The sequence below is a fragment of the Citrobacter sp. RHBSTW-00029 genome (assembly GCF_014104295.1).
Lineage (GTDB): Bacteria > Pseudomonadota > Gammaproteobacteria > Enterobacterales > Enterobacteriaceae > Citrobacter > Citrobacter youngae.
This window is the reverse complement of the sequence record NZ_JABXRT010000001.1, coordinates 4,601,599-4,623,032: the sequence shown is the minus strand read 5'-3', so window position 1 is coordinate 4,623,032 and position 21,434 is coordinate 4,601,599. Positions and strand designations below refer to the sequence as shown.

Genomic DNA, 21,434 nt, shown 5'->3' with positions numbered 1-21,434 from the left:
ATTAATGCAGCATACCTTCATTCACTTCAAAGAGTAATTCTTCCATTTGCTGATAGGCATTTTCACAACCTGGAATGTTGAATAGCACCATCAGGATTACCCACTTCAGGTCTTCCAGATCGAACTCTGCCGTATCCAGCGCGAGTACGCGCTCAATGACCATTTCTCGCGTTTCGAGGTTTAGCACCTGAATCTGCTCCAGGAATAGCAGGAATCCTCTACAGCTTGCATCCAGTCGATCGCACTCTTCCGCAGTATAAATACGTAAAGAAAGAGGGTCAGATGCCAGCTGCATAGGTTCAGCAAGACCATCCTGATAGTCAGCAAGCTTTTCCAGCCAAAGTAACGCGTTGTAAATGTCTTCACGATCAAAACCAGCGTCGGTAAGATCCCGTTCCAGTTTGTCCTGATCCACACGCAGCTCAGCTTCGTTATGGATATATGTCTCAAACAAATACATTAGTACGTCGAACATGGCATGCCCTCCTCAATCGGACATAGCCGCCGGGTACAGCTGCGATCCACCCTGCTAACTCCAGTTCGAGCAGTTGAGCCACTACCTCTGGCACAGGTTGGCCGGCACGTTCAGCGACGACGTCAACAGGTGTTACCTCATCTCCTACGTTAGCCAGGAGCTCCGGAAATGGCAATGCCACCTCTTCGTGATCTGGCGAATAAATTGATTTTTCAGGTTCATCTGGCAACCATTGCAGCCCATATTGCAAATTTTCAAGAATTTCCTCTGGTGTCGTCACAAGCATGGCTCCCTGCTGAATAAGCCAATGCGGGCCTTCACTTCCTGGGCTCCCAATGGGCCCTGGTAAAGCAAACACCTCCCGCCCTTGTTCCAGTGCACAGCGAGCAGTAACCAGTGACCCACTACGCTGTGCAGCTTCGACGACCAGTACACCTTTACTTAGACCACTGATAATGCGATTTCGTCGGGGAAAATTGCGTGGCAAAGGGAGCGTATCTAATGGGAACTCAGACACCAGTGCGCCACCTGCCTCAATCAGTCGCTGAGCAAGACGGATATGCTGTCGTGGGTGAATGGTCTCAAGTCCATTTCCCAGCACCGCAATACTTGTGCCTTGTCGGTTTATCGCAGCATTGTGCGCCACGCCATCAATTCCCCGGGCCAGACCGCTGGTGATCGTCACACCACATGCTGCAAGCTTTTCACAAAACAATCGCCCCCAGCGTTCGCCATACCAGGAGTGCTGTCTGCTGCCGACAACGGCCACCTGGAACGAACGGAGACATGCGGGATTTCCTGCGACAAAAAGCCCCCCAGGATAATCCTCAATTGCACGGAGCTGTCGCGGATAATGCTCACTGTCTGCAACCACAAAATGGTGGTTAGGCTGTTCAAGCCAGTGCAGCGTTTTTTCCAGCGTCAGATCCGAAAAGGTTAAAAAGCGCCTTGCCTGGCGTGGAGAGAATCCTGCCTGCAGGAGTACCGCGTTGCTAATCGACGGTTGAGTATTGAGCCAGTGGGCAATGCGCACCATCTCATCACCATACAGTTCATTCACTTGCGCTAAACGTAGCCAAATTTCGATTTGGGTCATCCCTGTCCCCTTGCCACAAGCAGTCCTGGCAATCTTTGCGATTGGTCACTGATGCTGTCAATCAGAGGGGGTTTTGTCTAGAATAGAGGTAATAATCTTTTCAACTCCTGAACACAACTCTGGATAACTATGTCAGTTTTGCAAGTGTTACATATTCCGGACGAGCGCCTTCGCAAAGTCGCAAAACCGGTCGAAGAAGTGAATGCAGAAATTCAGCGTATCGTTGATGATATGTTCGAAACGATGTATGCCGAAGAAGGTATCGGTCTGGCAGCAACACAGGTTGATATTCATCAGCGCATCATTGTTATTGATGTCTCTGAAAATCGCGACGAGCAGTTGATACTCATTAACCCAGAACTGCTGGAGAAAGACGGCGAAACCGGCATTGAAGAAGGCTGTCTGTCTATTCCTGAACAGCGTGCGTTAGTACCGCGTGCAGAGAAAGTAAAAATTCGTGCGCTCGATCGCGATGGCAAATCTTTTGAACTGGAGGCCGATGGCCTGTTGGCTATCTGCATCCAACATGAAATGGATCACCTGGTCGGTAAACTGTTTATCGATTATCTGTCTCCGTTGAAGCAACAACGTATTCGTCAGAAAGTTGAAAAACTCGACCGCCTGAACGCCCGAGCTTAAGGACAAGAATCAACGTGTCAGACTCACTACGTATTATTTTTGCGGGTACACCTGACTTTGCAGCGCGTCATCTCGACGCGCTGTTGTCTTCTGGACATAACGTCGTTGGGGTGTTTACCCAACCGGACCGCCCTGCGGGACGTGGTAAAAAGCTGATGCCCAGCCCGGTAAAAGTGCTGGCGGAAGAAAAAGGGATACCCGTTTTCCAACCTGTATCTCTTCGTCCCCAGGAAAACCAACAACTGGTTTCTGATCTGCACGCTGATGTAATGGTGGTGGTGGCATATGGCCTGATTCTGCCAAAAGCCGTACTGGACATGCCGCGTCTGGGTTGCATCAACGTTCATGGTTCTCTGCTTCCACGCTGGCGTGGGGCCGCACCGATCCAGCGTTCATTGTGGGCAGGCGACACCGAAACAGGTGTAACCATCATGCAGATGGATGTCGGTCTGGACACCGGAGATATGCTGCTTAAGCTGTCTTGCCCGATTACGGCGGAAGATACCAGCGGTTCGTTATACGATAAGCTGGCAGATTTGGGGCCGCAGGGGCTGATTGAAACGCTAAAACAGCTTGCTGCTGGCACAATAAAACCAGTTGTTCAGGATGAATCTCTGGTTACGCATGCAGAAAAACTCAGCAAAGAAGAGGCACGTATCGACTGGTCGCTTTCGGCCACTCAGTTGGAACGCTGTATCCGCGCCTTTAACCCGTGGCCAATGAGCTGGCTTGAAATCGAAGGTCAGCCAGTGAAAGTCTGGAAAGCTTCTGTTATTGCTGTGAACACACAGTCTGCACCAGGCACCATCCTCGAGGCGACAAAGCAGGGCATCCAGGTCGCAACAGGCGACGGCATCCTGAATCTCATCGCTTTACAGCCTGCCGGTAAGAAAGCGATGAGCGCACAGGATCTGCTCAATTCGCGTCGGGAGTGGTTTGTGCCCGGGAATCGTCTGATCTGACGGTTCATCTCTTTTAAAGCCCGGAGCCTCCGGGCATTTTTATTTTTGCGCTTATGAAAAAACATCTTAATTTACGCAGTATGGCGGCCCAGGCTGTCGAACAGGTTGTCGAAAAGGGCCAATCGTTGAGTAACGTACTGCCCGCCATGCAGCAAAAAGTAGCCGACAAAGATAAGGCGCTGTTGCAGGAACTTTGCTTCGGCGTATTACGCACGCTCTCCCAACTGGAGTGGATGATCCAGCAACTGATGGAACGTCCAATGACGGGCAAACAGCGCACCGTTCACTATCTGATCATGGTGGGCTTCTACCAGCTACTGCATACCCGTATTCCACCGCACGCTGCGCTGGCTGAGACTGTCGAAGGTGCGGTTGTCATAAAGCGTCCGCAGCTTAAAGGGTTGATCAACGGCGTGTTGCGCCAGTTTCAGCGTCGTCAGGATGAACTGCTGGCCGAGTTCGCGCAAAGCGATTTACGTTTCTTACACCCTTCCTGGCTGGTGAAACGTATTAAGGCCGCTTATCCGCAGCAGTGGGAAGCTATTCTTGAAGCCAATAATCAGCGACCACCGATGTGGCTGCGTGTCAATCGTAACCACCATACGCGCGACGCCTGGCTGGACCTGCTTAGCGAAGCAGGATTAACCGGCTTCCCACATCCGGATTATCCGGATGCAGTGCGTCTGGAAACACCGACTCCTGTACACGCCCTCCCAGGCTTTGATGAAGGCTGGGTGACCGTCCAGGATGCTTCAGCTCAAGGATGCGCAACCTATCTGTTGCCGGAGGACGGCGAACAGATCCTTGACCTGTGCTGCGCGCCGGGCGGTAAAACGACGCACATTCTGGAAGTTGCTCCGCAAGCTAACGTGATGGCCGTCGATGTCGATGAGAAACGCTTATCGCGCGTTTACGACAATCTGAAACGCCTCGGCATGAAGGCAACCGTAAAACAGGGTGATGGTCGATATCCACAACAATGGTGTGGCGAACAACAGTTTGACCGTATTTTGCTGGATGCTCCGTGTTCTGCCACCGGGGTGATTCGTCGCCATCCGGATATCAAATGGCTGCGCCGCGACCGGGATATTGCCGAACTTGTCCAATTGCAGGCCGAGATCCTGAATGCAACCTGGTTACATCTTAAACCTGGCGGCACGCTGGTTTATGCAACGTGCTCTATCCTGCCAGAAGAAAACCAGCTGCAAATTGCTGCCTTCCTGGCACGCACGCCGGATGCGGTATTAAGCGAAACCGGTACGCCGGAAAAACCCGGACGTCAGAATTTACCAAGTGCGGAAGATGGCGATGGCTTCTTTTACGCTAAGCTAATCAAAAAGTGATGAGATAACGGGTCGCGACTGATGAAAATTATCATTCTGGGCGCAGGGCAAGTTGGCGGTACGCTGGCTGAAAACCTGGTCGGAGAAAACAACGATATCACGGTAGTCGATACCAATGGTGAACGCCTGCGCAGCCTGCAGGACAAGTTTGATCTCCGCGTCGTGCAAGGGCACGGTTCACATCCTCGCGTACTGCGTGAAGCTGGGGCCGACGATGCCGATATGCTGGTTGCCGTAACCAGCTCAGATGAAACAAATATGGTTGCCTGCCAGGTAGCTTATTCACTGTTTAATACGCCTAATCGCATCGCCCGTATTCGTTCACCGGATTATGTTCGTGATGCGGACAAGCTATTCCAATCCGATGCGGTACCTATCGATCACCTGATTGCGCCGGAGCAACTGGTTATCGATAGCATTTATCGACTGATTGAATATCCGGGTGCATTACAGGTAGTCAATTTTGCCGAAGGTAAAGTCAGTCTGGCAGTAGTAAAAGCCTATTACGGCGGACCATTGATCGGCAATGCACTGTCGACAATGCGCGAACATATGCCACACATCGATACCCGCGTTGCGGCGATTTTCCGTCATGATCGACCAATCCGTCCACAAGGTTCTACGATCGTTGAAGCGGGTGATGAAGTGTTCTTTATTGCGGCATCACAGCATATTCGCGCCGTAATGAGTGAACTGCAGCGTCTGGAAAAACCCTACAAGCGTATTATGTTAGTGGGTGGCGGTAATATCGGTGCTGGTCTGGCCCGACGTCTGGAAAAAGATTACAGCGTCAAACTGATCGAGCGCAATCAGCAACGGGCATCCGAGCTTGCGGAGAAATTGCAAAATACGATCGTCTTTTTCGGTGATGCCTCGGATCAAGAGCTGCTGGCTGAAGAACATATTGATCAAGTTGATCTGTTTATCGCAGTGACCAACGATGATGAAGCGAATATCATGTCGGCGATGCTTGCCAAACGGATGGGTGCCAAGAAAGTGATGGTGTTAATCCAACGCAGAGCATACGTCGATCTGGTGCAAGGTAGCGTGATCGATATTGCTATTTCACCGCAGCAGGCGACCATCTCCGCGCTGCTCAGTCACGTACGTAAAGCTGACATTGTCGGCGTTTCTTCACTACGCCGTGGCGTCGCGGAAGCCATTGAAGCCGTCGCACACGGGGATGAAACAACATCTCGGGTTGTGGGACGCTCAATTGATGAAATTAAACTTCCACCCGGTACCATTATTGGTGCGGTAGTGCGAGGTAACGACGTGATGATAGCCAATGACAACCTGCGTATTGAGCAGGGTGATCACGTTATCATGTTCCTGACAGACAAAAAGTTTATTACTGACGTCGAGCGACTATTCCAGCCAAGTCCTTTCTTCCTGTAATAATTTGGGCGCGAATACAGCGCCCTTTTTATTTCCCTTTATATTTCATGGTCTAATAAATTTTCCTTTCGGCAATACATAAATGGAAATTGCCTAAACATTTGTTAAACTTATAAACGTCAGCTGCATAGGGAGAATAAAATGAGCATTATTAAAGAGTTTCGCGAATTCGCGATGCGCGGGAATGTTGTCGATTTGGCAGTGGGTGTCATTATTGGTGCGGCATTCGGTAAGATTGTTTCATCGCTGGTTGCCGATATCATCATGCCGCCACTGGGGTTGTTAATTGGTGGGATCGATTTTAAACAGTTTGCTTTGACATTACGCGATGCGCAGGGAGACATCCCGGCTGTCGTTATGCATTACGGTGTATTTATTCAGAACGTATTTGATTTCATTATTGTGGCGTTTGCTATCTTTATGGCAATCAAACTGATCAACAAACTGAATCGTAAAAAAGCGGAAGAGCCGGCTGCACCGCCAGCTCCCTCGAAAGAAGAAGTATTGCTGAGTGAAATTCGTGACCTGCTGAAAGAACAAAATAACCGTTCTTAAGCACTCACTGAAACCAGAAGGCCAGTGGTAAAAAAGTGATTCACTTTCTTGCCACTGGCCTCCCAGTTACCCCGATTGCCATGTTTACCTTTACGCAGATAACTACCTTTACCTTTTTTATTCTTCTCAACGCGCTGTCTGAACAGTGGGTCATGCAGAAGCGCCTCAATGGCGTTGTCTTTTATCTGCCCTTTGGTGTGCTGATAACGACTCATAATATCTCCAGTTTGTAGTAATTTACGCCGCGAGTGTAGACCCGGCAGTTCAAGAAATCAACAGCCTGATATTGTTCCACTGGCGCCTTGCTCAAGAGCTTCAAGAATAGAGCAGTACACGCTGCTATGTGCCTTGCCGCAGCATGCATCATTCAATCGCTGCAGAGACCGCTGCATCGTCTGAAGTTCGGCAATACGTGCTTCGACTTCTTGCAGTCTTTCCTGGACGATCCCTTTTGATTCCTGACAGGTATGGTGTTCGGGATCAACACGGATCGAAAGAAGCTCACGGATCGATTCCAGAGTGAAACCAAGCTGGCGGGCATAACGAATAAACTTCAGGCGCTGAAGATCGCTTTCTGTATAGAGGCGAAATCCGCCTTCAGTACGCACTTCATGCTCCATCATCTGCTGCTTTTCATAGTAGCGGATAGTATCTGGCGTCACGTCAGCCAGTTTCGCTATTTCACCAATTCGGTACATGCTCTCTCCGCTATTCATCGTTGATCTTTTTTAGCAGCTTATCTGCGTAGTCACCGCGCAAAAACTCGATACTGAGTCCAGCCTGCCGAAGTTTAAGTTCCAGCAGTGACAGTCTTCGGCTCACCTCCGGATAACTTGGATCATCTTTGCGGATCCCCGCGAGTATTTCAAGCAGCTGTATTGCTTCTCTGCGTTGCTCGAGCTCAGGAGGGAGGCAACCTGCATTTTTTAATAAACGGTATCCGGCTCGCAGTTCAGGCGGGACATGGGAGTCATCGTCAAGAGTCAGCGGTTCGCCCGTTCCCGGTAAATCATCAAACTCGCCTTTAGCTTGTGCATCAATAATATGGCGCTCTGCCCACTGGTCCAGTAACCACATACAACACTCCAGGGGATGAACAAAAAGAGTACAGATATTGTAGATAAGTGGGGATATGACGGATATAAAAAAACCCGCCTAGGCGGGTTTTTTTACGTTACTACAGATTACTCTGCAGCAGCTTCTGTTTTCTCTGAACGATCAACCAGCTCGATGTATGCCATCGGCGCGTTGTCGCCTGCACGGAAGCCACACTTCAGAATGCGAGTGTAACCACCGGCGCGGCTCGCGAAACGCGGGCCCAGTTCGTTAAACAGTTTTGCCACGATCTCGTTATCACGAGTGCGGGCGAATGCCAGACGACGATTAGCTACGCTATCAGTCTTGGCAAGAGTAATCAGCGGCTCAACTACGCGACGCAGCTCTTTCGCTTTCGGCAGAGTCGTCTTGATGATTTCATGACGAACCAGTGAACCTGCCATATTGCGGAACATAGCCTGGCGATGGCTGCTGTTGCGGTTCAGTTGACGACCACTCTTACGATGGCGCATGACCTTATCCTTCTCAGTAAAACCTTAACCTGTGATCCGGTTACTCGTCAGCGATGCTTGCCGGTGGCCAGTTTTCCAGGCGCATGCCCAGAGACAGTCCACGGGAAGCCAGCACGTCTTTAATCTCGGTAAGAGATTTTTTACCAAGGTTAGGCGTCTTAAGAAGCTCAACCTCAGTACGCTGTACCAGATCACCGATATAGTGGATAGCTTCTGCTTTGAGGCAGTTAGCAGAGCGGACAGTCAATTCCAGATCGTCAACAGGGCGCAGCAGGATCGGATCGAATTCTGGTTTCTCTTCTTTAACTTCCGGCTGACGTACATCACGTAAATCAACGAAAGCTTCCAGTTGTTCAGCCAGAATGGTCGCCGCACGACGAATCGCCTCTTCAGGATCGATTGTGCCGTTGGTTTCCATTTCGATGACCAGCTTGTCCAGGTCGGTACGCTGTTCTACACGCGCTGCTTCAACATTGTAGGCAATACGCTCTACAGGGCTGTAGCATGCGTCGACCAGCAGACGGCCGATTGGGCGCTCATCTTCTTCCGAATGAATTCGGGTAGAAGCCGGCACATAACCACGACCGCGCTGAACTTTGATACGCATGCTAATAGATGCATTCTCATCGGTCAGGTGGCAGATCACGTGCTGTGGCTTGACGATTTCGACATCCCCATCATGGGTAATGTCGGCTGCAGTCACAGGGCCAATGCCAGATTTATTCAAGGTAAGAATAACGTCATCTTTACCCTGAACTCTCACCGCCAGCCCTTTCAGGTTGAGCAGGATTTCCAGGATATCTTCCTGAACGCCTTCTTTGGTGCTGTACTCATGTAGTACACCATCAATCTCAACCTCGGTCACCGCGCAACCCGGCATCGATGAGAGCAGAATACGGCGCAGTGCGTTACCCAAAGTATGGCCAAAGCCACGCTCTAAAGGCTCAAGGGTCACCTTGGCGTGCGTCGAACTCACTTGCTCGATATCTACCAGGCGCGGTTTTAGAAACTCTGTCACAGAACCCTGCATTGTGTCCTCTCTTTGGTACTAAGCTTTACTTGGAGTAAAGCTCGACGATCAGGTGTTCGTTAATGTCCGCAGACAGATCAGAACGCTCCGGCTTACGCTTGAACGTACCTTCCATCTTGCCAGCATCAACTTCCAGCCAGGTTGGCTTTTCACGCTGCTCAGCCAGCTCCAGAGCGGCTTTCACGCGAGACTGCTTCTTCGCTTTCTCACGAATGCTAACAACGTCATTCGGACTAACCTGATAAGAAGCGATGTTAACAACACGACCGTTTACCATAATTGCTTTATGGCTGACCAGCTGACGTGCTTCTGCACGAGTGGCACCGAAGCCCATACGGTATACAACGTTGTCCAGACGACCTTCCAGCAGACCCAACAGGTTTTCACCGGTGTTGCCTTTCAGACGCGCTGCTTCTTTGTAGTAGTTACGGAACTGACGCTCCAGCACACCGTAGATACGGCGAACTTTTTGCTTTTCACGCAACTGCACACCATAGTCAGACAGACGCGGTTTACGCGCACCGTGCTGGCCAGGAGCTTGTTCAATTTTACACTTGGTATCGATCGCGCGAACGCCAGACTTAAGGAATAAGTCAGTGCCCTCACGACGGCTCAGCTTGAGCTTAGGACCCAAATATCTTGCCATTTTCTTTCTCCAACAATCCTAGAAACGACAGCGTTATACGCGACGTTTTTTCGGCGGACGACAACCGTTATGAGGGATCGGAGTCACATCAGTAATATTAGTGATGCGGAAACCAGCGGCGTTCAGAGCACGAACAGTAGATTCGCGACCTGGACCCGGTCCTTTGACCATAACTTCCAGATTCTTGATACCGTATTCTTTTACGGCTTCAGCGCAACGCTCTGCTGCAACCTGAGCTGCAAACGGAGTGGATTTGCGAGAACCACGGAAACCGGAACCACCGGCTGTTGCCCAACCCAGTGCGTTACCCTGACGATCAGTAATGGTAACGATGGTGTTGTTAAAAGAAGCATGGATATGAGCCACGCCGTCAGAGACTTGTTTTCTTACACGTTTACGTGCACGAATTGGTGCCTTTGCCATTATTCAATCACCCCGATTATTTCTTGATCGGTTTGCGCGGACCCTTACGGGTACGTGCGTTGGTCTTGGTACGCTGACCGCGAACCGGGAGACCACGACGATGACGCAAACCGCGATAGCAACCAAGATCCATAAGGCGCTTGATGCTCATGCTAACTTCACGGCGCAGATCACCTTCAACGACAAATTTGGCAACTTCGTCACGCAGCGTGTCGATTTGTTCTTCAGACAGCTCACTGATCTTAACATCTTCAGCGATACCCGCGGCAGCCAGAATGGCTTTAGAACGGGTCTTGCCGACGCCGTAGATCGAAGTTAATGCGATCACAGCATGTTTCTGATCAGGAATGTTAATGCCTGCTATACGGGCCACTATGCACTCCTACTATTTAATATGTACGCACCATGCTGAAAAGCCCGTTTTCAGGATACTCAAATGGAAACGCACAGACATACAAAAGATTGGCTGGCTAATCTAGCCAGCTCAACCCAACTTTGCAAGAAAAATATGCGAATAAATCAGCCTTGGCGCTGTTTATGCTTCGGCTCGGCACTGCAAATCACACGGATGACACCATCACGCTTAACGATTTTGCAGTTACGGCATAATTTCTTGACGGAAGCACGAACTTTCATTTTTACTCTCCGTAACTTCTCGGGCGACTGTTAACGGCCGTAGCCTTTCAGATTCGCCTTCTTCAATGCAGACTCGTACTGACTTGACATCATCAGAGTTTGCACTTGAGCCATAAAGTCCATAATCACGACAACAACGATAAGCAGTGAGGTCCCACCGAAGTAGAACGGTACTTTCATTGCATCACGCATGAACTCCGGGATCAGGCAGATAAAGGTAATGTAGAGCGCACCAACCAGAGTCAGGCGGGTCATTACTTTATCGATATACTTCGCCGTTTGCTCTCCCGGACGAATTCCTGGTACAAATGCACCGGACTTCTTCAGGTTATCTGCTGTTTCACGCGGGTTGAAAACCAACGCCGTATAGAAGAAACAGAAGAAGATGATTGCAGACGCATAGAGTAACACATAAAGCGGTTGCCCAGGCTGCAAATACAGCGAAATTGTTGTCAGCCAGTTCCAACCAGTCCCGCCCCCGAACCATGACGCGATGGTCGCCGGGAACAGAATAATACTGGAAGCGAAGATTGCCGGGATTACCCCCGCCATATTCACTTTCAGCGGTAAATGTGTGCTCTGTGCAGCATAGACACGACGACCTTGCTGACGTTTCGCGTAGTTTACCACAATGCGGCGTTGACCACGCTCAACAAATACAACAAAGAACGTCACTGCGAATACTAATACTGCAACCAACAGCAACACGAGGAAGTGCAGGTCGCCTTGACGCGCTTGCTCGATAGTATGGGCAATGGCTGGCGGGAGTCCCGCGACAATACCGGCGAAGATAATGATTGAGATACCGTTGCCGATACCACGTTCAGTAATCTGTTCACCCAACCACATCAGGAACATCGTCCCTGTAACCAGACTTACAACAGCGGTGAAATAGAATGCAAAGCCTGGGTTCATCACCAGGCCCTGCATACCAGGCATATTCGGCAGACCGGTAGCAATACCGATCGACTGGAATATAGCCAGCACCAGAGTACCGTAACGGGTGTACTGGCTGATCTTACGACGACCAGACTCCCCTTCTTTCTTAATTTCTGCCAGCGTTGGATGAACCACCGTCAGCAGCTGGATAATGATCGACGCCGAAATATACGGCATGATCCCCAGAGCAAAGATAGAAGCACGGCTGAGTGCACCACCAGAGAACATGTTAAACATTTCAATGATGGTGCCTCGCTGTTGCTCAAGCAGTTTGGCAAGTACAGCGGCATCAATACCAGGGATCGGAATGAAAGAGCCAATACGGAACACAATCAGCGCGCCGATTACAAACAGCAGTCTGCGTTTCAGCTCGCCTAAGCCACCTTTGGCACTTTGAAAATCTAATCCCGGTTGTTTAGCCATCTGCTACTTATTCCTCGATTTTACCGCCAGCAGCTTCGATAGCAGCACGAGCGCCTTTAGTAACACGCAGGCCACGAACAGTTACCGGAGTAGTGACTTCACCAGCCAGGATCACTTTCGCGAACTCGATCTGGATACCGATAATGTTGGCTGCTTTCAGCGTGTTCAGGTCTACAACACCGCCTTCAACTTTAGCCAGGTCAGACAGACGAACTTCGGCTGTAATCGCTGCTTTACGTGAAGTGAAGCCGAATTTCGGCAGACGACGGTACAGAGGCATCTGACCACCCTCGAAACCGCGACGTACGCCACCGCCAGAACGAGACTTCTGACCTTTGTGACCACGACCACCGGTTTTACCGAGGCCAGAACCGATACCACGACCCAGGCGGCGAGCCGCTTTTTTAGAGCCTTCGGCCGGAGACAGAGTATTTAAACGCATCTCTTACTCCTCAACTTTAACCATGAAGGAAACCGCGTTGACCATACCACGAACAGCAGGAGTATCCTCGCGCTCTACGGTGTGACCAATACGACGCAGACCCAGGCCAAGCAGCGTTGCCTTGTGTTTCGGCAGACGACCGATTGCACTGCGGGTTTGAGTAATTTTAATAGTCTTTGCCATGGTTTATTTCCCCAGAATTTCTTCAACGGATTTACCACGCTTGGCAGCGACCATTTCCGGAGATTTCATATTTTCCAGACCATCGATAGTTGCACGAACCACGTTAATCGGGTTAGTGGAACCATACGCTTTAGCCAGAACGTTACGAACTCCAGCGACTTCCAGAACGGCGCGCATTGCACCACCGGCGATGATACCGGTACCTTCGGAAGCCGGCTGCATGAAGACACGAGAACCCGTGTGAGTACCCTTAACCGGGTGCTGCAGGGTGCCGTGGTTCAGCGCGACGTTAATCATATTGCGACGGGCTTTTTCCATCGCTTTCTGGATCGCTGCTGGAACTTCACGCGCTTTACCGTAACCAAAACCAACGCGACCGTTACCATCACCAACTACAGTCAGAGCTGTGAAGGAGAAAATACGACCACCTTTAACGGTTTTAGATACGCGGTTAACCGCGATCAGCTTTTCCTGCAGTTCGCCAGCTTGTTTTTCGATGTGAGCCATCTTACACCTCTACCTTAGAACTGAAGGCCAGCTTCACGGGCAGCATCTGCCAGTGCCTGGACACGACCATGATATTGGAACCCGGAACGGTCAAAGGATACATCTTTGATGCCTTTTTCCAGAGCGCGTTCAGCAACAGCTTTACCTACAGCTGCAGCAGCGTCTTTGTTACCGGTGTACTTCAATTGTTCAGCGATAGCTTTTTCTACAGTAGAAGCAGCTACCAGAACTTCAGAACCGTTCGGTGCAATTACCTGTGCGTAAATATGACGCGGGGTACGATGTACCACCAGGCGAGTTGCACCCAGCTCCTGGAGCTTGCGGCGTGCGCGGGTCGCACGACGGATACGAGCAGATTTCTTATCCATAGTGTTACCTTACTTCTTCTTAGCCTCTTTGGTACGCACGACTTCGTCGGCGTAACGAACACCCTTGCCTTTATAAGGCTCAGGACGACGGTAGGCGCGCAGATCTGCTGCAACCTGACCGATCAGCTGTTTATCAGCGCCTTTCAGCACGATCTCAGTCTGAGTCGGACATTCTGCAGTGATTCCCGCAGGCAGCTGATGGTCAACTGGGTGAGAGAAACCTAAAGCCAGGTTTACTACATTCCCTTTAACCGCTGCACGATAACCTACACCAACCAGCTGAAGCTTCTTAGTGAAGCCTTCGGTAACACCGACAACCATTGAGTTCAGCAGGGCACGCGCGGTACCAGCCTGAGCCCATCCATCTGCGTAACCATCACGCGGACCGAAGGTCAGTGCATTATCTGCATGATTTACTGCAACAGCATCGTTGAGAGTACGAGTCAGCTCGCCGTTTTTACCTTTGATCGTAATAACCTGACCGTTGATTTTTACATCAACGCCGGCAGGAATAACGACCGGTGCTTTAGCAACACGAGACATTTTTTCCTCCGATTAGGCTACGTAGCAGATAATTTCGCCACCAAGACCAGCCTGGCGCGCTGCACGATCAGTCATAACACCTTTAGAGGTAGAAACAACTGCGATACCCATGCCAGCCATAACTTTCGGCAGCTCGTCTTTACGCTTATAAATGCGCAGACCTGGGCGACTGACACGCTGAATGCTTTCTACAACAGCTTTACCCTGGAAATACTTGAGAGTAAGTTCCAGTTCCGGCTTGGTGTCGCCTTCAACTTTAAAATCTTCAATAAAACCTTCTTCCTTCAGCACGTTGGCAATTGCCACTTTCAGCTTGGAGGAAGGCATGGTGACCGCAGCTTTATTCGCGGCCTGACCGTTACGGATACGGGTCAGCATATCCGCGATCGGATCTTGCATGCTCATCTGTCTTTACTCCCGTGATTCAATTGGTAATTACCAGCTAGCCTTTTTCAAGCCTGGTACTTCACCGCGCATGGCGGCTTCACGCAGTTTGATACGGCTCAACCCGAACTTGCCCACATAGCCATGCGGACGACCTGTTTGACGGCAGCGGTTACGCTGACGGGACGGGCTGGAATCACGCGGCAGAGACTGCAGCTTGAGAACTGCGTTCCAACGATCTTCGTCGGTCGCGTTCACATCAGAGATAATAGCTTTCAGTTCAGCGCGTTTTGCGAAGTACTTATCAGCTAAAGCTACGCGCTTTACTTCGCGTGCTTTCATTGATTGCTTAGCCATTCAGTAACCCTACCTTACTTGCGGAACGGGAAGTCAAAGGCAGCCAGCAGAGCACGGCCTTCTTCGTCAGATTTCGCAGTAGTGGTAATGGTAATATCCAAACCACGCACGCGGTCGACTTTATCGTAGTCGATTTCTGGGAAGATGATCTGCTCACGGACACCCATGCTGTAGTTACCACGACCGTCGAAAGACTTAGCGGACAAGCCACGGAAGTCACGGATACGTGGAACAGCAATAGTGATCAGGCGCTCAAAGAACTCCCACATGCGTTCGCCACGCAGAGTTACTTTACAGCCGATCGGATAGCCCTGACGGATTTTGAAGCCTGCAACAGATTTGCGTGCTTTGGTGATCAGCGGTTTTTGACCGGAGATTGCTGTCAGGTCAGCTGCTGCGTTATCCAGCAGTTTCTTGTCAGCGATCGCTTCACCAACACCCATGTTCAGGGTGATCTTCTCGACCCGAGGGACTTGCATGACAGAATTGTAGTTAAACTCAGTCATGAGTTTAGCGACTACTTCGTCTTTGTAGTAATCATGCAGTTTCGCCATCGTACTACTCCAAATTACTTGATAGTTTCGCTGTTAGATTTAAAGAAACGGACTTTTTTGCCGTCTTCGAATCTAAAGCCTACACGGTCAGCCTTGCCGGTTGCCGCGTTGAAGATAGCAAGGTTAGAGATCTGAATAGCTGCTTCTTTCTCTACGATGCCGCCTGGTTGGTTCAGGGCCGGAACCGGCTTCTGATGTTTCTTAACCAGGTTGATACCTTCAACAATGACCTTGCCGGAAGACAGGACATTCTTAACTTTACCGCGTTTACCTTTATCTTTACCGGTTAACACGATAACTTCGTCATCACGACGGATCTTCGCTGCCATGATTCGCTCCTTAGAGTACTTCTGGTGCCAGAGAGATAATTTTCATGAACTTCTCGTTACGAAGTTCACGAGTTACCGGCCCAAAAATACGCGTACCGATAGGTTGCTCGCTGTTATTGTTTAAAATAACGCATGCATTTCCATCGAAGCGAATGACAGAACCGTCCGGGCGACGAACACCCTTCTTGGTGCGCACCACTACCGCCTTCAGCACATCACCTTTTTTGACCTTACCACGCGGAATTGCTTCCTTGATGGTGATCTTGATGATATCGCCGACGCCTGCGTAGCGACGGTGCGAGCCACCCAGAACCTTGATACACATTACGCGACGTGCACCGGAGTTGTCGGCGACGTTCAGCATAGTCTGTTCTTGGATCATTTTAGTGCTCCGCTAATGTCAACTACTACTGAGACCCGAAAATCAGGTCGTTAAAAAAGCCCCATATCGGGGGCGCGGCATTATAACACCGCTTCAACGATATGGGTAGAAAAAATAAACGGCTCATCGCTGAGCCGTTTATTCGTTGAGAATGCCTACTGTATTACAGAACGGCTTTCTCTACAACGCGAACCAGCGTCCAGGACTTGGTCTTGGACAGCGGACGGCATTCGCGGATTTCAACCACGTCACCAGTACCGCATTCGTTGTTCTCGTCATGTACGTGCAGTTTGGTCGTACGCTTAATGAATTTACCGTAGATCGGGTGTTTCACAAAACGTTCGATAGCAACAACGATGGATTTCTCCATTTTATCGCTAACAACGCGACCTTGCAGAGTACGGATTTTATCGGTCATTACGCACCCGCCTTCTCAGTCAGTAAAGTCTTAACGCGTGCGACGTCACGACGCACTTGCTTCAACAGGTGAGACTGTTGCAGCTGGCCACTTGCAGCCTGCATACGCAGGTTGAACTGCTCACGCAGCAGATTCAGCAGCTCGGTGTTCAGCTCTTCAACACTCTTCTCACGCAGCTCTTTTGCTTTCATTACATCACCGTCTTAGTTACAAAGGTGGTTTTAATCGGCAGTTTCGCTGCTGCCAGCTTGAATGCTTCACGGGCCAGCTCTTCCGGTACGCCGTCCATTTCATACAGGACTTTACCCGGCTGAATCAAGGCAACCCAATACTCCACGTTACCTTTACCTTTACCCATACGCACTGCCAGCGGCTTTTCAGTGATCGGTTTGTCCGGGAATACACGGATCCAGATCTTACCTTGACGCTTAACTGCACGGGTCATAGCACGACGTGCTGCTTCGATCTGACGGGCAGTCAGACGACCACGGCCAACAGCTTTCAGACCGAAGCTGCCGAAGCTAACATCCGCGCCAGCAGCCAGACCGCGGTTACGGCCTTTGTGCATTTTACGGAATTTTGTACGCTTTGGTTGTAACATCAGCGACGCTCCTTATTTACGGCCTTTACGCTGCTGCTTTTTAGGTTGCGCAGCCGGTTTTTCCGGTTGTTCAACAGCAGCCATACCACCCAGGATCTCGCCTTTGAAGATCCACACTTTAACGCCGATTACACCGTAAGTGGTGTGCGCTTCAGAGGTGTTGTAGTCGATGTCAGCACGCAGAGTGTGCAGAGGTACGCGACCTTCGCGGTACCATTCGGTACGTGCGATTTCCGCGCCGCCCAGACGGCCGCTAACTTCAACTTTGATACCTTTAGCGCCCAGACGCATTGCGTTCTGTACAGCACGCTTCATAGCACGACGGAACATAACGCGACGTTCCAGCTGAGAAGTGATGCTGTCAGCAACCAATTTTGCGTCCAGTTCAGGCTTACGCACTTCGGCGATATTGATCTGAGCAGGAACGCCAGCAATATCCGCTACGACTTTGCGCAGTTTTTCTACGTCTTCGCCTTTCTTACCGATAACGATACCCGGGCGAGCAGTGTGAATGGTCACACGGATGCTCTTAGCCGGACGCTCGATAACGATACGAGATACAGACGCTTTCGCCAGTTCCTTAGTCAGGTACTGACGTACTTTAAAATCGCTGTCCAGGTTGTCAGCGAATTCTTTGGTGTTCGCAAACCAGGTTGAGTTCCATGGTTTTACAATACCCAGGCGAATACCATTAGGATGTACTTTCTGACCCATTGCTAGTCTCCAGAGTCTCAGCGATCGGACACAACCACAGTAATGTGGCTGGTGCGCTTCAGGATGCGATCTGCACGACCTTTTGCACGCGGCATAATGCGCTTCATGCTCGGGCCTTCGTCTACGAAAATTTTCGTAACTTTCAGATCGTCAATGTCAGCGCCATCGTTGTGTTCAGCGTTAGCAATGGCAGATTCCAGGACTTTCTTAACCAGTACAGCCGCTTTCTTATTGGTGTAGGTCAGAATATCAAGGGCCTGCGACACTTTCTTACCGCGAATCAGGTCTGCAACAAGGCGAACCTTCTGAGCAGAAGAACGAGCATGGCGATGTTGAGCTAAAGTTTCCATCTCTTCCTCCTACCTTATTTCTTCTTCGCTTTTTTATCAGCAGCGTGGCCGCGATAAGTACGAGTCGGTGCGAATTCACCCAGTTTGTGACCGACCATTTCGTCGGAAACAAATACCGGAACGTGCTGACGACCATTATGGACAGCGATGGTCAAACCGATCATGTTAGGAAAGATCGTTGAACGACGGGACCAAGTGCGCAGGGGCTTCTTGTCTCCGCTTTCCACCGCTTTCTCTACCTTCTTCAGCAAGTGCAGGTCAATAAAAGGACCTTTCTTGAGAGAACGTGGCATGGCTTATCCTCTAAAATTATTTGCTACGGCGACGTACGATGAATTTATCAGTACGCTTGTTGCTGCGGGTCTTCTTACCTTTGGTCTGAACGCCCCACGGAGTTACCGGGTGCTTACCAAAGTTACGACCTTCACCACCACCATGTGGGTGGTCGACTGGGTTCATCGCAGTACCGCGAACGGTAGGACGAACACCACGCCAGCGTGCAGCACCTGCTTTACCCAGAACGCGCAGCATATGCTCAGCATTGCCAACTTCGCCCAGAGTCGCACGGCAATCTGCTTCGACTTTACGCATTTCACCAGAACGCAGACGCAGGGTGACATAAGCACCATCACGAGCAACGATCTGAACGTAAGTACCAGCGGAACGTGCCAGCTGACCGCCTTTACCTGGTTTCATTTCTACGTTATGAACGGTAGAACCAACCGGGATATTGCGCATCGGCAGGGTGTTACCTGCTTTGATTGCAGCATCAACGCCAGACTGAATCTGGTCGCCAGCTTTCAGGCCTTTAGGGGCCAGAATGTAACGGCGTTCACCGTCTTTGTACAGAACCAGCGCGATGTTCGCGGAACGGTTCGGATCGTACTCAAGACGTTCAACAACTGCCGGGATACCGTCTTTGTTGCGTTTGAAGTCAACAATACGATAAGCCTGCTTGTGACCACCACCGATGTGACGAGTGGTGATGCGGCCATTGTTGTTACGACCACCGGATTTGCTGTTTTTTTCAACCAGCGGAGCAAAAGGTTTGCCCTTGTGCAGCTCTGGGTTGACCACTTTAACAACGTGGCGACGACCCGGAGATGTCGGTTTACATTTAACAACTGCCATTGTATTACTCCTCCGACTTACTCAGCGCCGCCGACGAAGTCCAGATTCTGGCCTTCCTTCAGGGTGACGTAAGCTTTTTTCCAGTCGCTACGACGACCGATACGCTGTCCGTGACGTTTAACTTTCCCTTTAACTACCAGGGTGTTAACGACTTCGACTTCGACTTCAAACAGTTTCTGCACAGCAGCTTTGATTTCTGCTTTGGTCGCGTCTTTAGCAACTTTGAGAACGATGGTGTTAGTTTTTTCCATCGCAGTAGACGCTTTTTCAGAAACGTGCGGTGCGCGCAGCACTTTCAGCAGACGTTCTTCACGAATCATGCCAGCATCTCCTCAACTTGCTTAACAGCATCAGCAGTCATTACGACTTTGTCGAAGGCGATCAGGCTAACCGGGTCGATACCAGTTGCATCGCGTACGTCAACCTTGTGCAGGTTGCGCGCAGCCAGGAACAGGTTCTCGTCCAGCTCACCGGTGATGATCAGCACATCTTCCAGAGCCATGTCTTTCAGTTTCTGTGCCAGCAGCTTAGTTTTAGGCGCTTCAACAGAGAATGATTCGACAACGATCAGACGATCCTGACGTACCAGTTCGGACAGAATGCTTTTCAGCGCGCCGCGGTACATCTTTTTGTTTACTTTTTGACTGTGGTCCTGTGGACGAGCAGCGAAGGTCACGCCACCTGAACGCCAGATCGGGCTCTTGATAGAACCTGAACGCGCACGGCCGGTACCTTTCTGGCGCCACGGCTTTTTGCCTGAACCAGTTACTTCAGCACGAGTCTTCTGAGCACGAGTACCCTGACGAGCACCAGCTGCATAAGCAACAACAACCTGGTGAACCAGCGCTTCGTTGAAATCACGACCGAAGGTAGTTTCGGAAACAGTCAGCGCGCTCTGCGCGTCTTTCAATACTAATTCCATTGCTATCCCCTTACGCCTTCACAGCTGGTTTAACGATCAGGTCGCAACCGGTCGCACCCGGAACACCACCTTTAACCAGCAGCAGGTTGCGCTCAGCGTCAACACGTACTACGTCCAGGCTCTGAACGGTTACACGTTCGTTGCCCAGCTGACCTGCCATTTTCTTGCCTTTGAACACTTTGCCCGGAGTCTGGTTCTGACCGATAGAACCCGGAACGCGGTGAGACAAGGAGTTACCGTGAGTAGCGTCCTGGGTACGGAAGTTCCAGCGCTTAACGGTACCAGCGAAACCTTTACCTTTAGAGGTACCGGTTACGTCAACTTTTTTAACGTCAGCAAACAGTTCAACGCTAATGTTCTGACCAACGGTGTATTCTTCACCATCTGCCAGACGGAACTCCCACAGGCCGCGGCCAGCTTCTACGCCAGCTTTAGCAAAGTGGCCAGCTTCCGGCTTAGTTACGCGGTTAGCTTTTTTAGCACCGGTGGTAACCTGAACAGCGCGATAGCCATCGTTAGCCAGATCTTTAACCTGAGTAACGCGGTTTGCTTCAACTTCGATAACGGTTACTGGGATAGATACGCCATCTTCAGTGAAGATGCGGGTCATACCCACTTTTTTACCGACTAAACCAATCATTGTATCAACCTCTCAATCGCTCGATGACCTGATTAACCCAGGCTGATCTGCACGTCTACACCGGCAGCCAGGTCCAGACGCATCAGAGCATCAACGGTTTTTTCAGTTGGCTCAACGATGTCAACCAGACGCTTGTGAGTACGGATCTCGTACTGATCACGCGCGTCTTTGTTGACGTGCGGGGAGATCAGAACGGTGAAACGCTCTTTGCGGGTCGGCAGCGGGATCGGACCACGAACCTGCGCACCAGTGCGCTTGGCAGTCTCGACGATTTCCGCGGTTGATTGATCGATCAGACGATGATCAAACGCTTTCAAACGGATACGGATTCTTTGGTTCTGCATGAGACCAGAGCTCCAATTATTTTATAGACGAAATAGTTACTCCTCAAACCCATTACGATTGATGGGAGAGTGTAACCGTTCTTACAGAGTTCCCCGATTGGGAACATTGTCTGGTATTGCTTTCGCAGTACC

Annotated in this window: 38 protein-coding genes; 5 read left to right on the top strand and 33 right to left on the bottom strand. The window is 50.5% G+C overall.

Annotated elements, in window-relative coordinates; genetic code table 11:
* Position 1: 1 nt before the first annotated feature.
* Both smg and dprA read right to left on the bottom strand, forming a co-directional pair.
* Positions 2–475 (bottom strand): DUF494 family protein Smg, encoded by a 474-nt coding sequence (gene smg, locus HV041_RS22365; RefSeq protein ID WP_121585134.1) that lies wholly within the window; start codon positions 473–475, stop codon positions 2–4.
* Entirely contained in the window at positions 447–1,571 is a 1,125-nt protein-coding gene (gene dprA, locus HV041_RS22360; protein WP_121585135.1) for a DNA-protecting protein DprA, read from the bottom strand. The genes smg and dprA overlap by 29 nt, the downstream gene beginning before the upstream one ends.
* 129 nt (positions 1,572–1,700) lie before the next feature.
* Between dprA and def the strand changes: the two genes are divergently transcribed.
* The 5 genes from def to mscL all read left to right on the top strand — a co-directional run bounded on the left by def (position 1,701) and on the right by mscL (position 6,468).
* On the top strand, positions 1,701–2,210 hold the full coding sequence (def, locus tag HV041_RS22355) for a peptide deformylase (protein WP_121585136.1): 510 nt from the start codon (positions 1,701–1,703) through the stop codon (positions 2,208–2,210).
* A 14-nt stretch (positions 2,211–2,224) separates the two neighbouring features.
* Entirely contained in the window at positions 2,225–3,172 is a 948-nt protein-coding gene (fmt, locus tag HV041_RS22350) for a methionyl-tRNA formyltransferase (protein WP_048213518.1), read from the top strand.
* Positions 3,173–3,225: 53 nt separating this feature from the next.
* Positions 3,226–4,515, top strand: a complete 1,290-nt coding sequence (rsmB, locus tag HV041_RS22345) for a 16S rRNA (cytosine(967)-C(5))-methyltransferase RsmB (RefSeq protein WP_121585137.1) — start codon at positions 3,226–3,228, stop codon at positions 4,513–4,515.
* A gap of 21 nt (positions 4,516–4,536) precedes the next feature.
* Entirely contained in the window at positions 4,537–5,913 is a 1,377-nt protein-coding gene (gene trkA, locus HV041_RS22340) for a Trk system potassium transporter TrkA (protein WP_003031153.1), read from the top strand.
* Between the two features lie 141 nt (positions 5,914–6,054).
* Entirely contained in the window at positions 6,055–6,468 is a 414-nt protein-coding gene (gene mscL, locus HV041_RS22335) for a large-conductance mechanosensitive channel protein MscL (RefSeq protein ID WP_003031152.1), read from the top strand.
* On the opposite strand, the gene arfA is transcribed toward mscL, so the two are convergent.
* The 31 genes from arfA to rpsJ form a co-directional block, all read right to left on the bottom strand.
* Positions 6,465–6,683: an alternative ribosome-rescue factor ArfA gene (arfA, locus tag HV041_RS22330; protein WP_048213520.1), complete on the bottom strand. Its 219-nt coding sequence runs from the start codon at positions 6,681–6,683 to the stop codon at positions 6,465–6,467. The genes mscL and arfA overlap by 4 nt on opposite strands.
* Before the next feature lie 57 nt (positions 6,684–6,740).
* Positions 6,741–7,166, bottom strand: coding sequence for a Zn(2+)-responsive transcriptional regulator (gene zntR, locus HV041_RS22325; RefSeq protein WP_048213521.1), 426 nt, complete (start codon positions 7,164–7,166; stop codon positions 6,741–6,743).
* 10 nt (positions 7,167–7,176) lie between these two features.
* Positions 7,177–7,545, bottom strand: coding sequence for a DUF1992 domain-containing protein (locus HV041_RS22320; protein WP_048213522.1), 369 nt, complete (start codon positions 7,543–7,545; stop codon positions 7,177–7,179).
* Between the two features lie 107 nt (positions 7,546–7,652).
* Positions 7,653–8,036, bottom strand: coding sequence for a 50S ribosomal protein L17 (gene rplQ / locus HV041_RS22315; protein ID WP_001216370.1), 384 nt, complete (start codon positions 8,034–8,036; stop codon positions 7,653–7,655).
* A gap of 40 nt (positions 8,037–8,076) precedes the next feature.
* Positions 8,077–9,066 carry a DNA-directed RNA polymerase subunit alpha gene (gene rpoA, locus HV041_RS22310; protein ID WP_003031139.1) on the bottom strand — a complete coding sequence of 330 codons (990 nt, stop codon included), beginning with the start codon at positions 9,064–9,066 and terminating at the stop codon, positions 8,077–8,079.
* 25 nt (positions 9,067–9,091) lie between these two features.
* Positions 9,092–9,712: a 30S ribosomal protein S4 gene (gene rpsD, locus HV041_RS22305; RefSeq protein WP_003031138.1), complete on the bottom strand. Its 621-nt coding sequence runs from the start codon at positions 9,710–9,712 to the stop codon at positions 9,092–9,094.
* A gap of 33 nt (positions 9,713–9,745) precedes the next feature.
* Positions 9,746–10,135 (bottom strand): 30S ribosomal protein S11, encoded by a 390-nt coding sequence (rpsK, locus tag HV041_RS22300; protein WP_003031137.1) that lies wholly within the window; start codon positions 10,133–10,135, stop codon positions 9,746–9,748.
* 16 nt (positions 10,136–10,151) lie between these two features.
* On the bottom strand, positions 10,152–10,508 hold the full coding sequence (gene rpsM / locus HV041_RS22295; protein ID WP_003031135.1) for a 30S ribosomal protein S13: 357 nt from the start codon (positions 10,506–10,508) through the stop codon (positions 10,152–10,154).
* Between the two features lie 146 nt (positions 10,509–10,654).
* Positions 10,655–10,771 carry a 50S ribosomal protein L36 gene (gene rpmJ / locus HV041_RS22290; protein ID WP_000868187.1) on the bottom strand — a complete coding sequence of 39 codons (117 nt, stop codon included), beginning with the start codon at positions 10,769–10,771 and terminating at the stop codon, positions 10,655–10,657.
* A 30-nt stretch (positions 10,772–10,801) separates the two neighbouring features.
* On the bottom strand, positions 10,802–12,133 hold the full coding sequence (secY, locus tag HV041_RS22285) for a preprotein translocase subunit SecY (protein ID WP_001118864.1): 1,332 nt from the start codon (positions 12,131–12,133) through the stop codon (positions 10,802–10,804).
* Positions 12,134–12,140: 7 nt separating this feature from the next.
* On the bottom strand, positions 12,141–12,575 hold the full coding sequence (gene rplO / locus HV041_RS22280; RefSeq protein ID WP_003031132.1) for a 50S ribosomal protein L15: 435 nt from the start codon (positions 12,573–12,575) through the stop codon (positions 12,141–12,143).
* 3 nt (positions 12,576–12,578) lie between these two features.
* Positions 12,579–12,758, bottom strand: coding sequence for a 50S ribosomal protein L30 (rpmD, locus tag HV041_RS22275; RefSeq protein WP_001140434.1), 180 nt, complete (start codon positions 12,756–12,758; stop codon positions 12,579–12,581).
* A gap of 3 nt (positions 12,759–12,761) precedes the next feature.
* Positions 12,762–13,265: a 30S ribosomal protein S5 gene (rpsE, locus tag HV041_RS22270; protein WP_003031131.1), complete on the bottom strand. Its 504-nt coding sequence runs from the start codon at positions 13,263–13,265 to the stop codon at positions 12,762–12,764.
* A gap of 14 nt (positions 13,266–13,279) precedes the next feature.
* Entirely contained in the window at positions 13,280–13,633 is a 354-nt protein-coding gene (gene rplR / locus HV041_RS22265; protein WP_000358960.1) for a 50S ribosomal protein L18, read from the bottom strand.
* Positions 13,634–13,642: 9 nt separating this feature from the next.
* The gene (gene rplF / locus HV041_RS22260; protein WP_048213523.1) at positions 13,643–14,176 is read right to left on the bottom strand and encodes a 50S ribosomal protein L6; all 534 of its coding nucleotides are present in this window, start codon (positions 14,174–14,176) and stop codon (positions 13,643–13,645) included.
* Positions 14,177–14,188: 12 nt separating this feature from the next.
* Positions 14,189–14,581 carry a 30S ribosomal protein S8 gene (gene rpsH / locus HV041_RS22255; RefSeq protein ID WP_003031127.1) on the bottom strand — a complete coding sequence of 131 codons (393 nt, stop codon included), beginning with the start codon at positions 14,579–14,581 and terminating at the stop codon, positions 14,189–14,191.
* 30 nt (positions 14,582–14,611) lie between these two features.
* Positions 14,612–14,917, bottom strand: coding sequence for a 30S ribosomal protein S14 (gene rpsN / locus HV041_RS22250; RefSeq protein ID WP_003031125.1), 306 nt, complete (start codon positions 14,915–14,917; stop codon positions 14,612–14,614).
* Between the two features lie 14 nt (positions 14,918–14,931).
* Positions 14,932–15,471 carry a 50S ribosomal protein L5 gene (gene rplE / locus HV041_RS22245; protein WP_003031123.1) on the bottom strand — a complete coding sequence of 180 codons (540 nt, stop codon included), beginning with the start codon at positions 15,469–15,471 and terminating at the stop codon, positions 14,932–14,934.
* A 14-nt stretch (positions 15,472–15,485) separates the two neighbouring features.
* A complete protein-coding gene (gene rplX, locus HV041_RS22240; RefSeq protein ID WP_003031122.1) occupies positions 15,486–15,800 on the bottom strand; it encodes a 50S ribosomal protein L24 in 315 nt (104 codons plus the stop codon).
* 10 nt (positions 15,801–15,810) lie between these two features.
* Entirely contained in the window at positions 15,811–16,182 is a 372-nt protein-coding gene (gene rplN, locus HV041_RS22235; protein ID WP_000613954.1) for a 50S ribosomal protein L14, read from the bottom strand.
* A 163-nt stretch (positions 16,183–16,345) separates the two neighbouring features.
* A complete protein-coding gene (gene rpsQ, locus HV041_RS22230) occupies positions 16,346–16,600 on the bottom strand; it encodes a 30S ribosomal protein S17 (RefSeq protein ID WP_003031120.1) in 255 nt (84 codons plus the stop codon).
* A complete protein-coding gene (gene rpmC / locus HV041_RS22225) occupies positions 16,600–16,791 on the bottom strand; it encodes a 50S ribosomal protein L29 (RefSeq protein WP_000644742.1) in 192 nt (63 codons plus the stop codon). Before rpmC ends, rpsQ begins: the two co-directional genes overlap by 1 nt.
* A complete protein-coding gene (rplP, locus tag HV041_RS22220) occupies positions 16,791–17,201 on the bottom strand; it encodes a 50S ribosomal protein L16 (protein ID WP_000941208.1) in 411 nt (136 codons plus the stop codon). Before rplP ends, rpmC begins: the two co-directional genes overlap by 1 nt.
* Before the next feature lie 12 nt (positions 17,202–17,213).
* A complete protein-coding gene (rpsC, locus tag HV041_RS22215) occupies positions 17,214–17,915 on the bottom strand; it encodes a 30S ribosomal protein S3 (protein WP_000529945.1) in 702 nt (233 codons plus the stop codon).
* 17 nt (positions 17,916–17,932) lie between these two features.
* Positions 17,933–18,265, bottom strand: coding sequence for a 50S ribosomal protein L22 (gene rplV, locus HV041_RS22210; RefSeq protein ID WP_000448832.1), 333 nt, complete (start codon positions 18,263–18,265; stop codon positions 17,933–17,935).
* A gap of 14 nt (positions 18,266–18,279) precedes the next feature.
* Complete coding sequence (gene rpsS / locus HV041_RS22205; protein WP_001138115.1) at positions 18,280–18,558, bottom strand: 30S ribosomal protein S19; 279 nt, start codon at positions 18,556–18,558, stop codon at positions 18,280–18,282.
* Between the two features lie 16 nt (positions 18,559–18,574).
* Positions 18,575–19,396, bottom strand: coding sequence for a 50S ribosomal protein L2 (gene rplB / locus HV041_RS22200; RefSeq protein WP_000301869.1), 822 nt, complete (start codon positions 19,394–19,396; stop codon positions 18,575–18,577).
* 17 nt (positions 19,397–19,413) lie between these two features.
* Positions 19,414–19,716: a 50S ribosomal protein L23 gene (rplW, locus tag HV041_RS22195; RefSeq protein WP_000617546.1), complete on the bottom strand. Its 303-nt coding sequence runs from the start codon at positions 19,714–19,716 to the stop codon at positions 19,414–19,416.
* Positions 19,713–20,318, bottom strand: coding sequence for a 50S ribosomal protein L4 (rplD, locus tag HV041_RS22190; protein ID WP_003031119.1), 606 nt, complete (start codon positions 20,316–20,318; stop codon positions 19,713–19,715). Before rplD ends, rplW begins: the two co-directional genes overlap by 4 nt.
* A 10-nt stretch (positions 20,319–20,328) precedes the next feature.
* Positions 20,329–20,958: a 50S ribosomal protein L3 gene (gene rplC, locus HV041_RS22185; protein WP_003031117.1), complete on the bottom strand. Its 630-nt coding sequence runs from the start codon at positions 20,956–20,958 to the stop codon at positions 20,329–20,331.
* 32 nt (positions 20,959–20,990) lie between these two features.
* Positions 20,991–21,302, bottom strand: coding sequence for a 30S ribosomal protein S10 (gene rpsJ, locus HV041_RS22180; RefSeq protein WP_001181005.1), 312 nt, complete (start codon positions 21,300–21,302; stop codon positions 20,991–20,993).
* Positions 21,303–21,434: the final 132 nt, after the last annotated feature.

Coding starts and splice junctions, on each gene's coding strand:
- rplB (WP_000301869.1), bottom strand. CDS start 19,396: ATGGCAGTTGTTAAATGTAAACCGACATCTCCGGGTCGTCGCCACGTT.
- mscL (WP_003031152.1), top strand. CDS start 6,055: ATGAGCATTATTAAAGAGTTTCGCGAATTCGCGATGCGCGGGAATGTT.
- rsmB (WP_121585137.1), top strand. CDS start 3,226: ATGAAAAAACATCTTAATTTACGCAGTATGGCGGCCCAGGCTGTCGAA.
- smg (WP_121585134.1), bottom strand. CDS start 475: ATGTTCGACGTACTAATGTATTTGTTTGAGACATATATCCATAACGAA.
- rplV (WP_000448832.1), bottom strand. CDS start 18,265: ATGGAAACTTTAGCTCAACATCGCCATGCTCGTTCTTCTGCTCAGAAG.
- rplF (WP_048213523.1), bottom strand. CDS start 14,176: ATGTCTCGTGTTGCTAAAGCACCGGTCGTTATTCCTGCCGGCGTTGAT.
- rplX (WP_003031122.1), bottom strand. CDS start 15,800: ATGGCAGCGAAGATCCGTCGTGATGACGAAGTTATCGTGTTAACCGGT.
- rplN (WP_000613954.1), bottom strand. CDS start 16,182: ATGATCCAAGAACAGACTATGCTGAACGTCGCCGACAACTCCGGTGCA.
- rplQ (WP_001216370.1), bottom strand. CDS start 8,036: ATGCGCCATCGTAAGAGTGGTCGTCAACTGAACCGCAACAGCAGCCAT.
- arfA (WP_048213520.1), bottom strand. CDS start 6,683: ATGAGTCGTTATCAGCACACCAAAGGGCAGATAAAAGACAACGCCATT.
- rpsS (WP_001138115.1), bottom strand. CDS start 18,558: ATGCCACGTTCTCTCAAGAAAGGTCCTTTTATTGACCTGCACTTGCTG.
- rpmC (WP_000644742.1), bottom strand. CDS start 16,791: ATGAAAGCAAAAGAGCTGCGTGAGAAGAGTGTTGAAGAGCTGAACACC.
- rpsE (WP_003031131.1), bottom strand. CDS start 13,265: ATGGCTCACATCGAAAAACAAGCTGGCGAACTGCAGGAAAAGCTGATC.
- def (WP_121585136.1), top strand. CDS start 1,701: ATGTCAGTTTTGCAAGTGTTACATATTCCGGACGAGCGCCTTCGCAAA.
- zntR (WP_048213521.1), bottom strand. CDS start 7,166: ATGTACCGAATTGGTGAAATAGCGAAACTGGCTGACGTGACGCCAGAT.
- secY (WP_001118864.1), bottom strand. CDS start 12,133: ATGGCTAAACAACCGGGATTAGATTTTCAAAGTGCCAAAGGTGGCTTA.
- HV041_RS22320 (WP_048213522.1), bottom strand. CDS start 7,545: ATGTGGTTACTGGACCAGTGGGCAGAGCGCCATATTATTGATGCACAA.
- rpsH (WP_003031127.1), bottom strand. CDS start 14,581: ATGAGCATGCAAGATCCGATCGCGGATATGCTGACCCGTATCCGTAAC.
- dprA (WP_121585135.1), bottom strand. CDS start 1,571: ATGACCCAAATCGAAATTTGGCTACGTTTAGCGCAAGTGAATGAACTG.
- rplP (WP_000941208.1), bottom strand. CDS start 17,201: ATGTTACAACCAAAGCGTACAAAATTCCGTAAAATGCACAAAGGCCGT.
- rpsN (WP_003031125.1), bottom strand. CDS start 14,917: ATGGCTAAGCAATCAATGAAAGCACGCGAAGTAAAGCGCGTAGCTTTA.
- rpsC (WP_000529945.1), bottom strand. CDS start 17,915: ATGGGTCAGAAAGTACATCCTAATGGTATTCGCCTGGGTATTGTAAAA.
- rpsD (WP_003031138.1), bottom strand. CDS start 9,712: ATGGCAAGATATTTGGGTCCTAAGCTCAAGCTGAGCCGTCGTGAGGGC.
- rpsJ (WP_001181005.1), bottom strand. CDS start 21,302: ATGCAGAACCAAAGAATCCGTATCCGTTTGAAAGCGTTTGATCATCGT.
- rpsQ (WP_003031120.1), bottom strand. CDS start 16,600: ATGACCGATAAAATCCGTACTCTGCAAGGTCGCGTTGTTAGCGATAAA.
- rplD (WP_003031119.1), bottom strand. CDS start 20,318: ATGGAATTAGTATTGAAAGACGCGCAGAGCGCGCTGACTGTTTCCGAA.
- rplW (WP_000617546.1), bottom strand. CDS start 19,716: ATGATTCGTGAAGAACGTCTGCTGAAAGTGCTGCGCGCACCGCACGTT.
- rpmD (WP_001140434.1), bottom strand. CDS start 12,758: ATGGCAAAGACTATTAAAATTACTCAAACCCGCAGTGCAATCGGTCGT.
- rplC (WP_003031117.1), bottom strand. CDS start 20,958: ATGATTGGTTTAGTCGGTAAAAAAGTGGGTATGACCCGCATCTTCACT.
- trkA (WP_003031153.1), top strand. CDS start 4,537: ATGAAAATTATCATTCTGGGCGCAGGGCAAGTTGGCGGTACGCTGGCT.
- rplE (WP_003031123.1), bottom strand. CDS start 15,471: ATGGCGAAACTGCATGATTACTACAAAGACGAAGTAGTCGCTAAACTC.
- rpmJ (WP_000868187.1), bottom strand. CDS start 10,771: ATGAAAGTTCGTGCTTCCGTCAAGAAATTATGCCGTAACTGCAAAATC.
- rplO (WP_003031132.1), bottom strand. CDS start 12,575: ATGCGTTTAAATACTCTGTCTCCGGCCGAAGGCTCTAAAAAAGCGGCT.
- rpsK (WP_003031137.1), bottom strand. CDS start 10,135: ATGGCAAAGGCACCAATTCGTGCACGTAAACGTGTAAGAAAACAAGTC.
- rplR (WP_000358960.1), bottom strand. CDS start 13,633: ATGGATAAGAAATCTGCTCGTATCCGTCGTGCGACCCGCGCACGCCGC.
- rpoA (WP_003031139.1), bottom strand. CDS start 9,066: ATGCAGGGTTCTGTGACAGAGTTTCTAAAACCGCGCCTGGTAGATATC.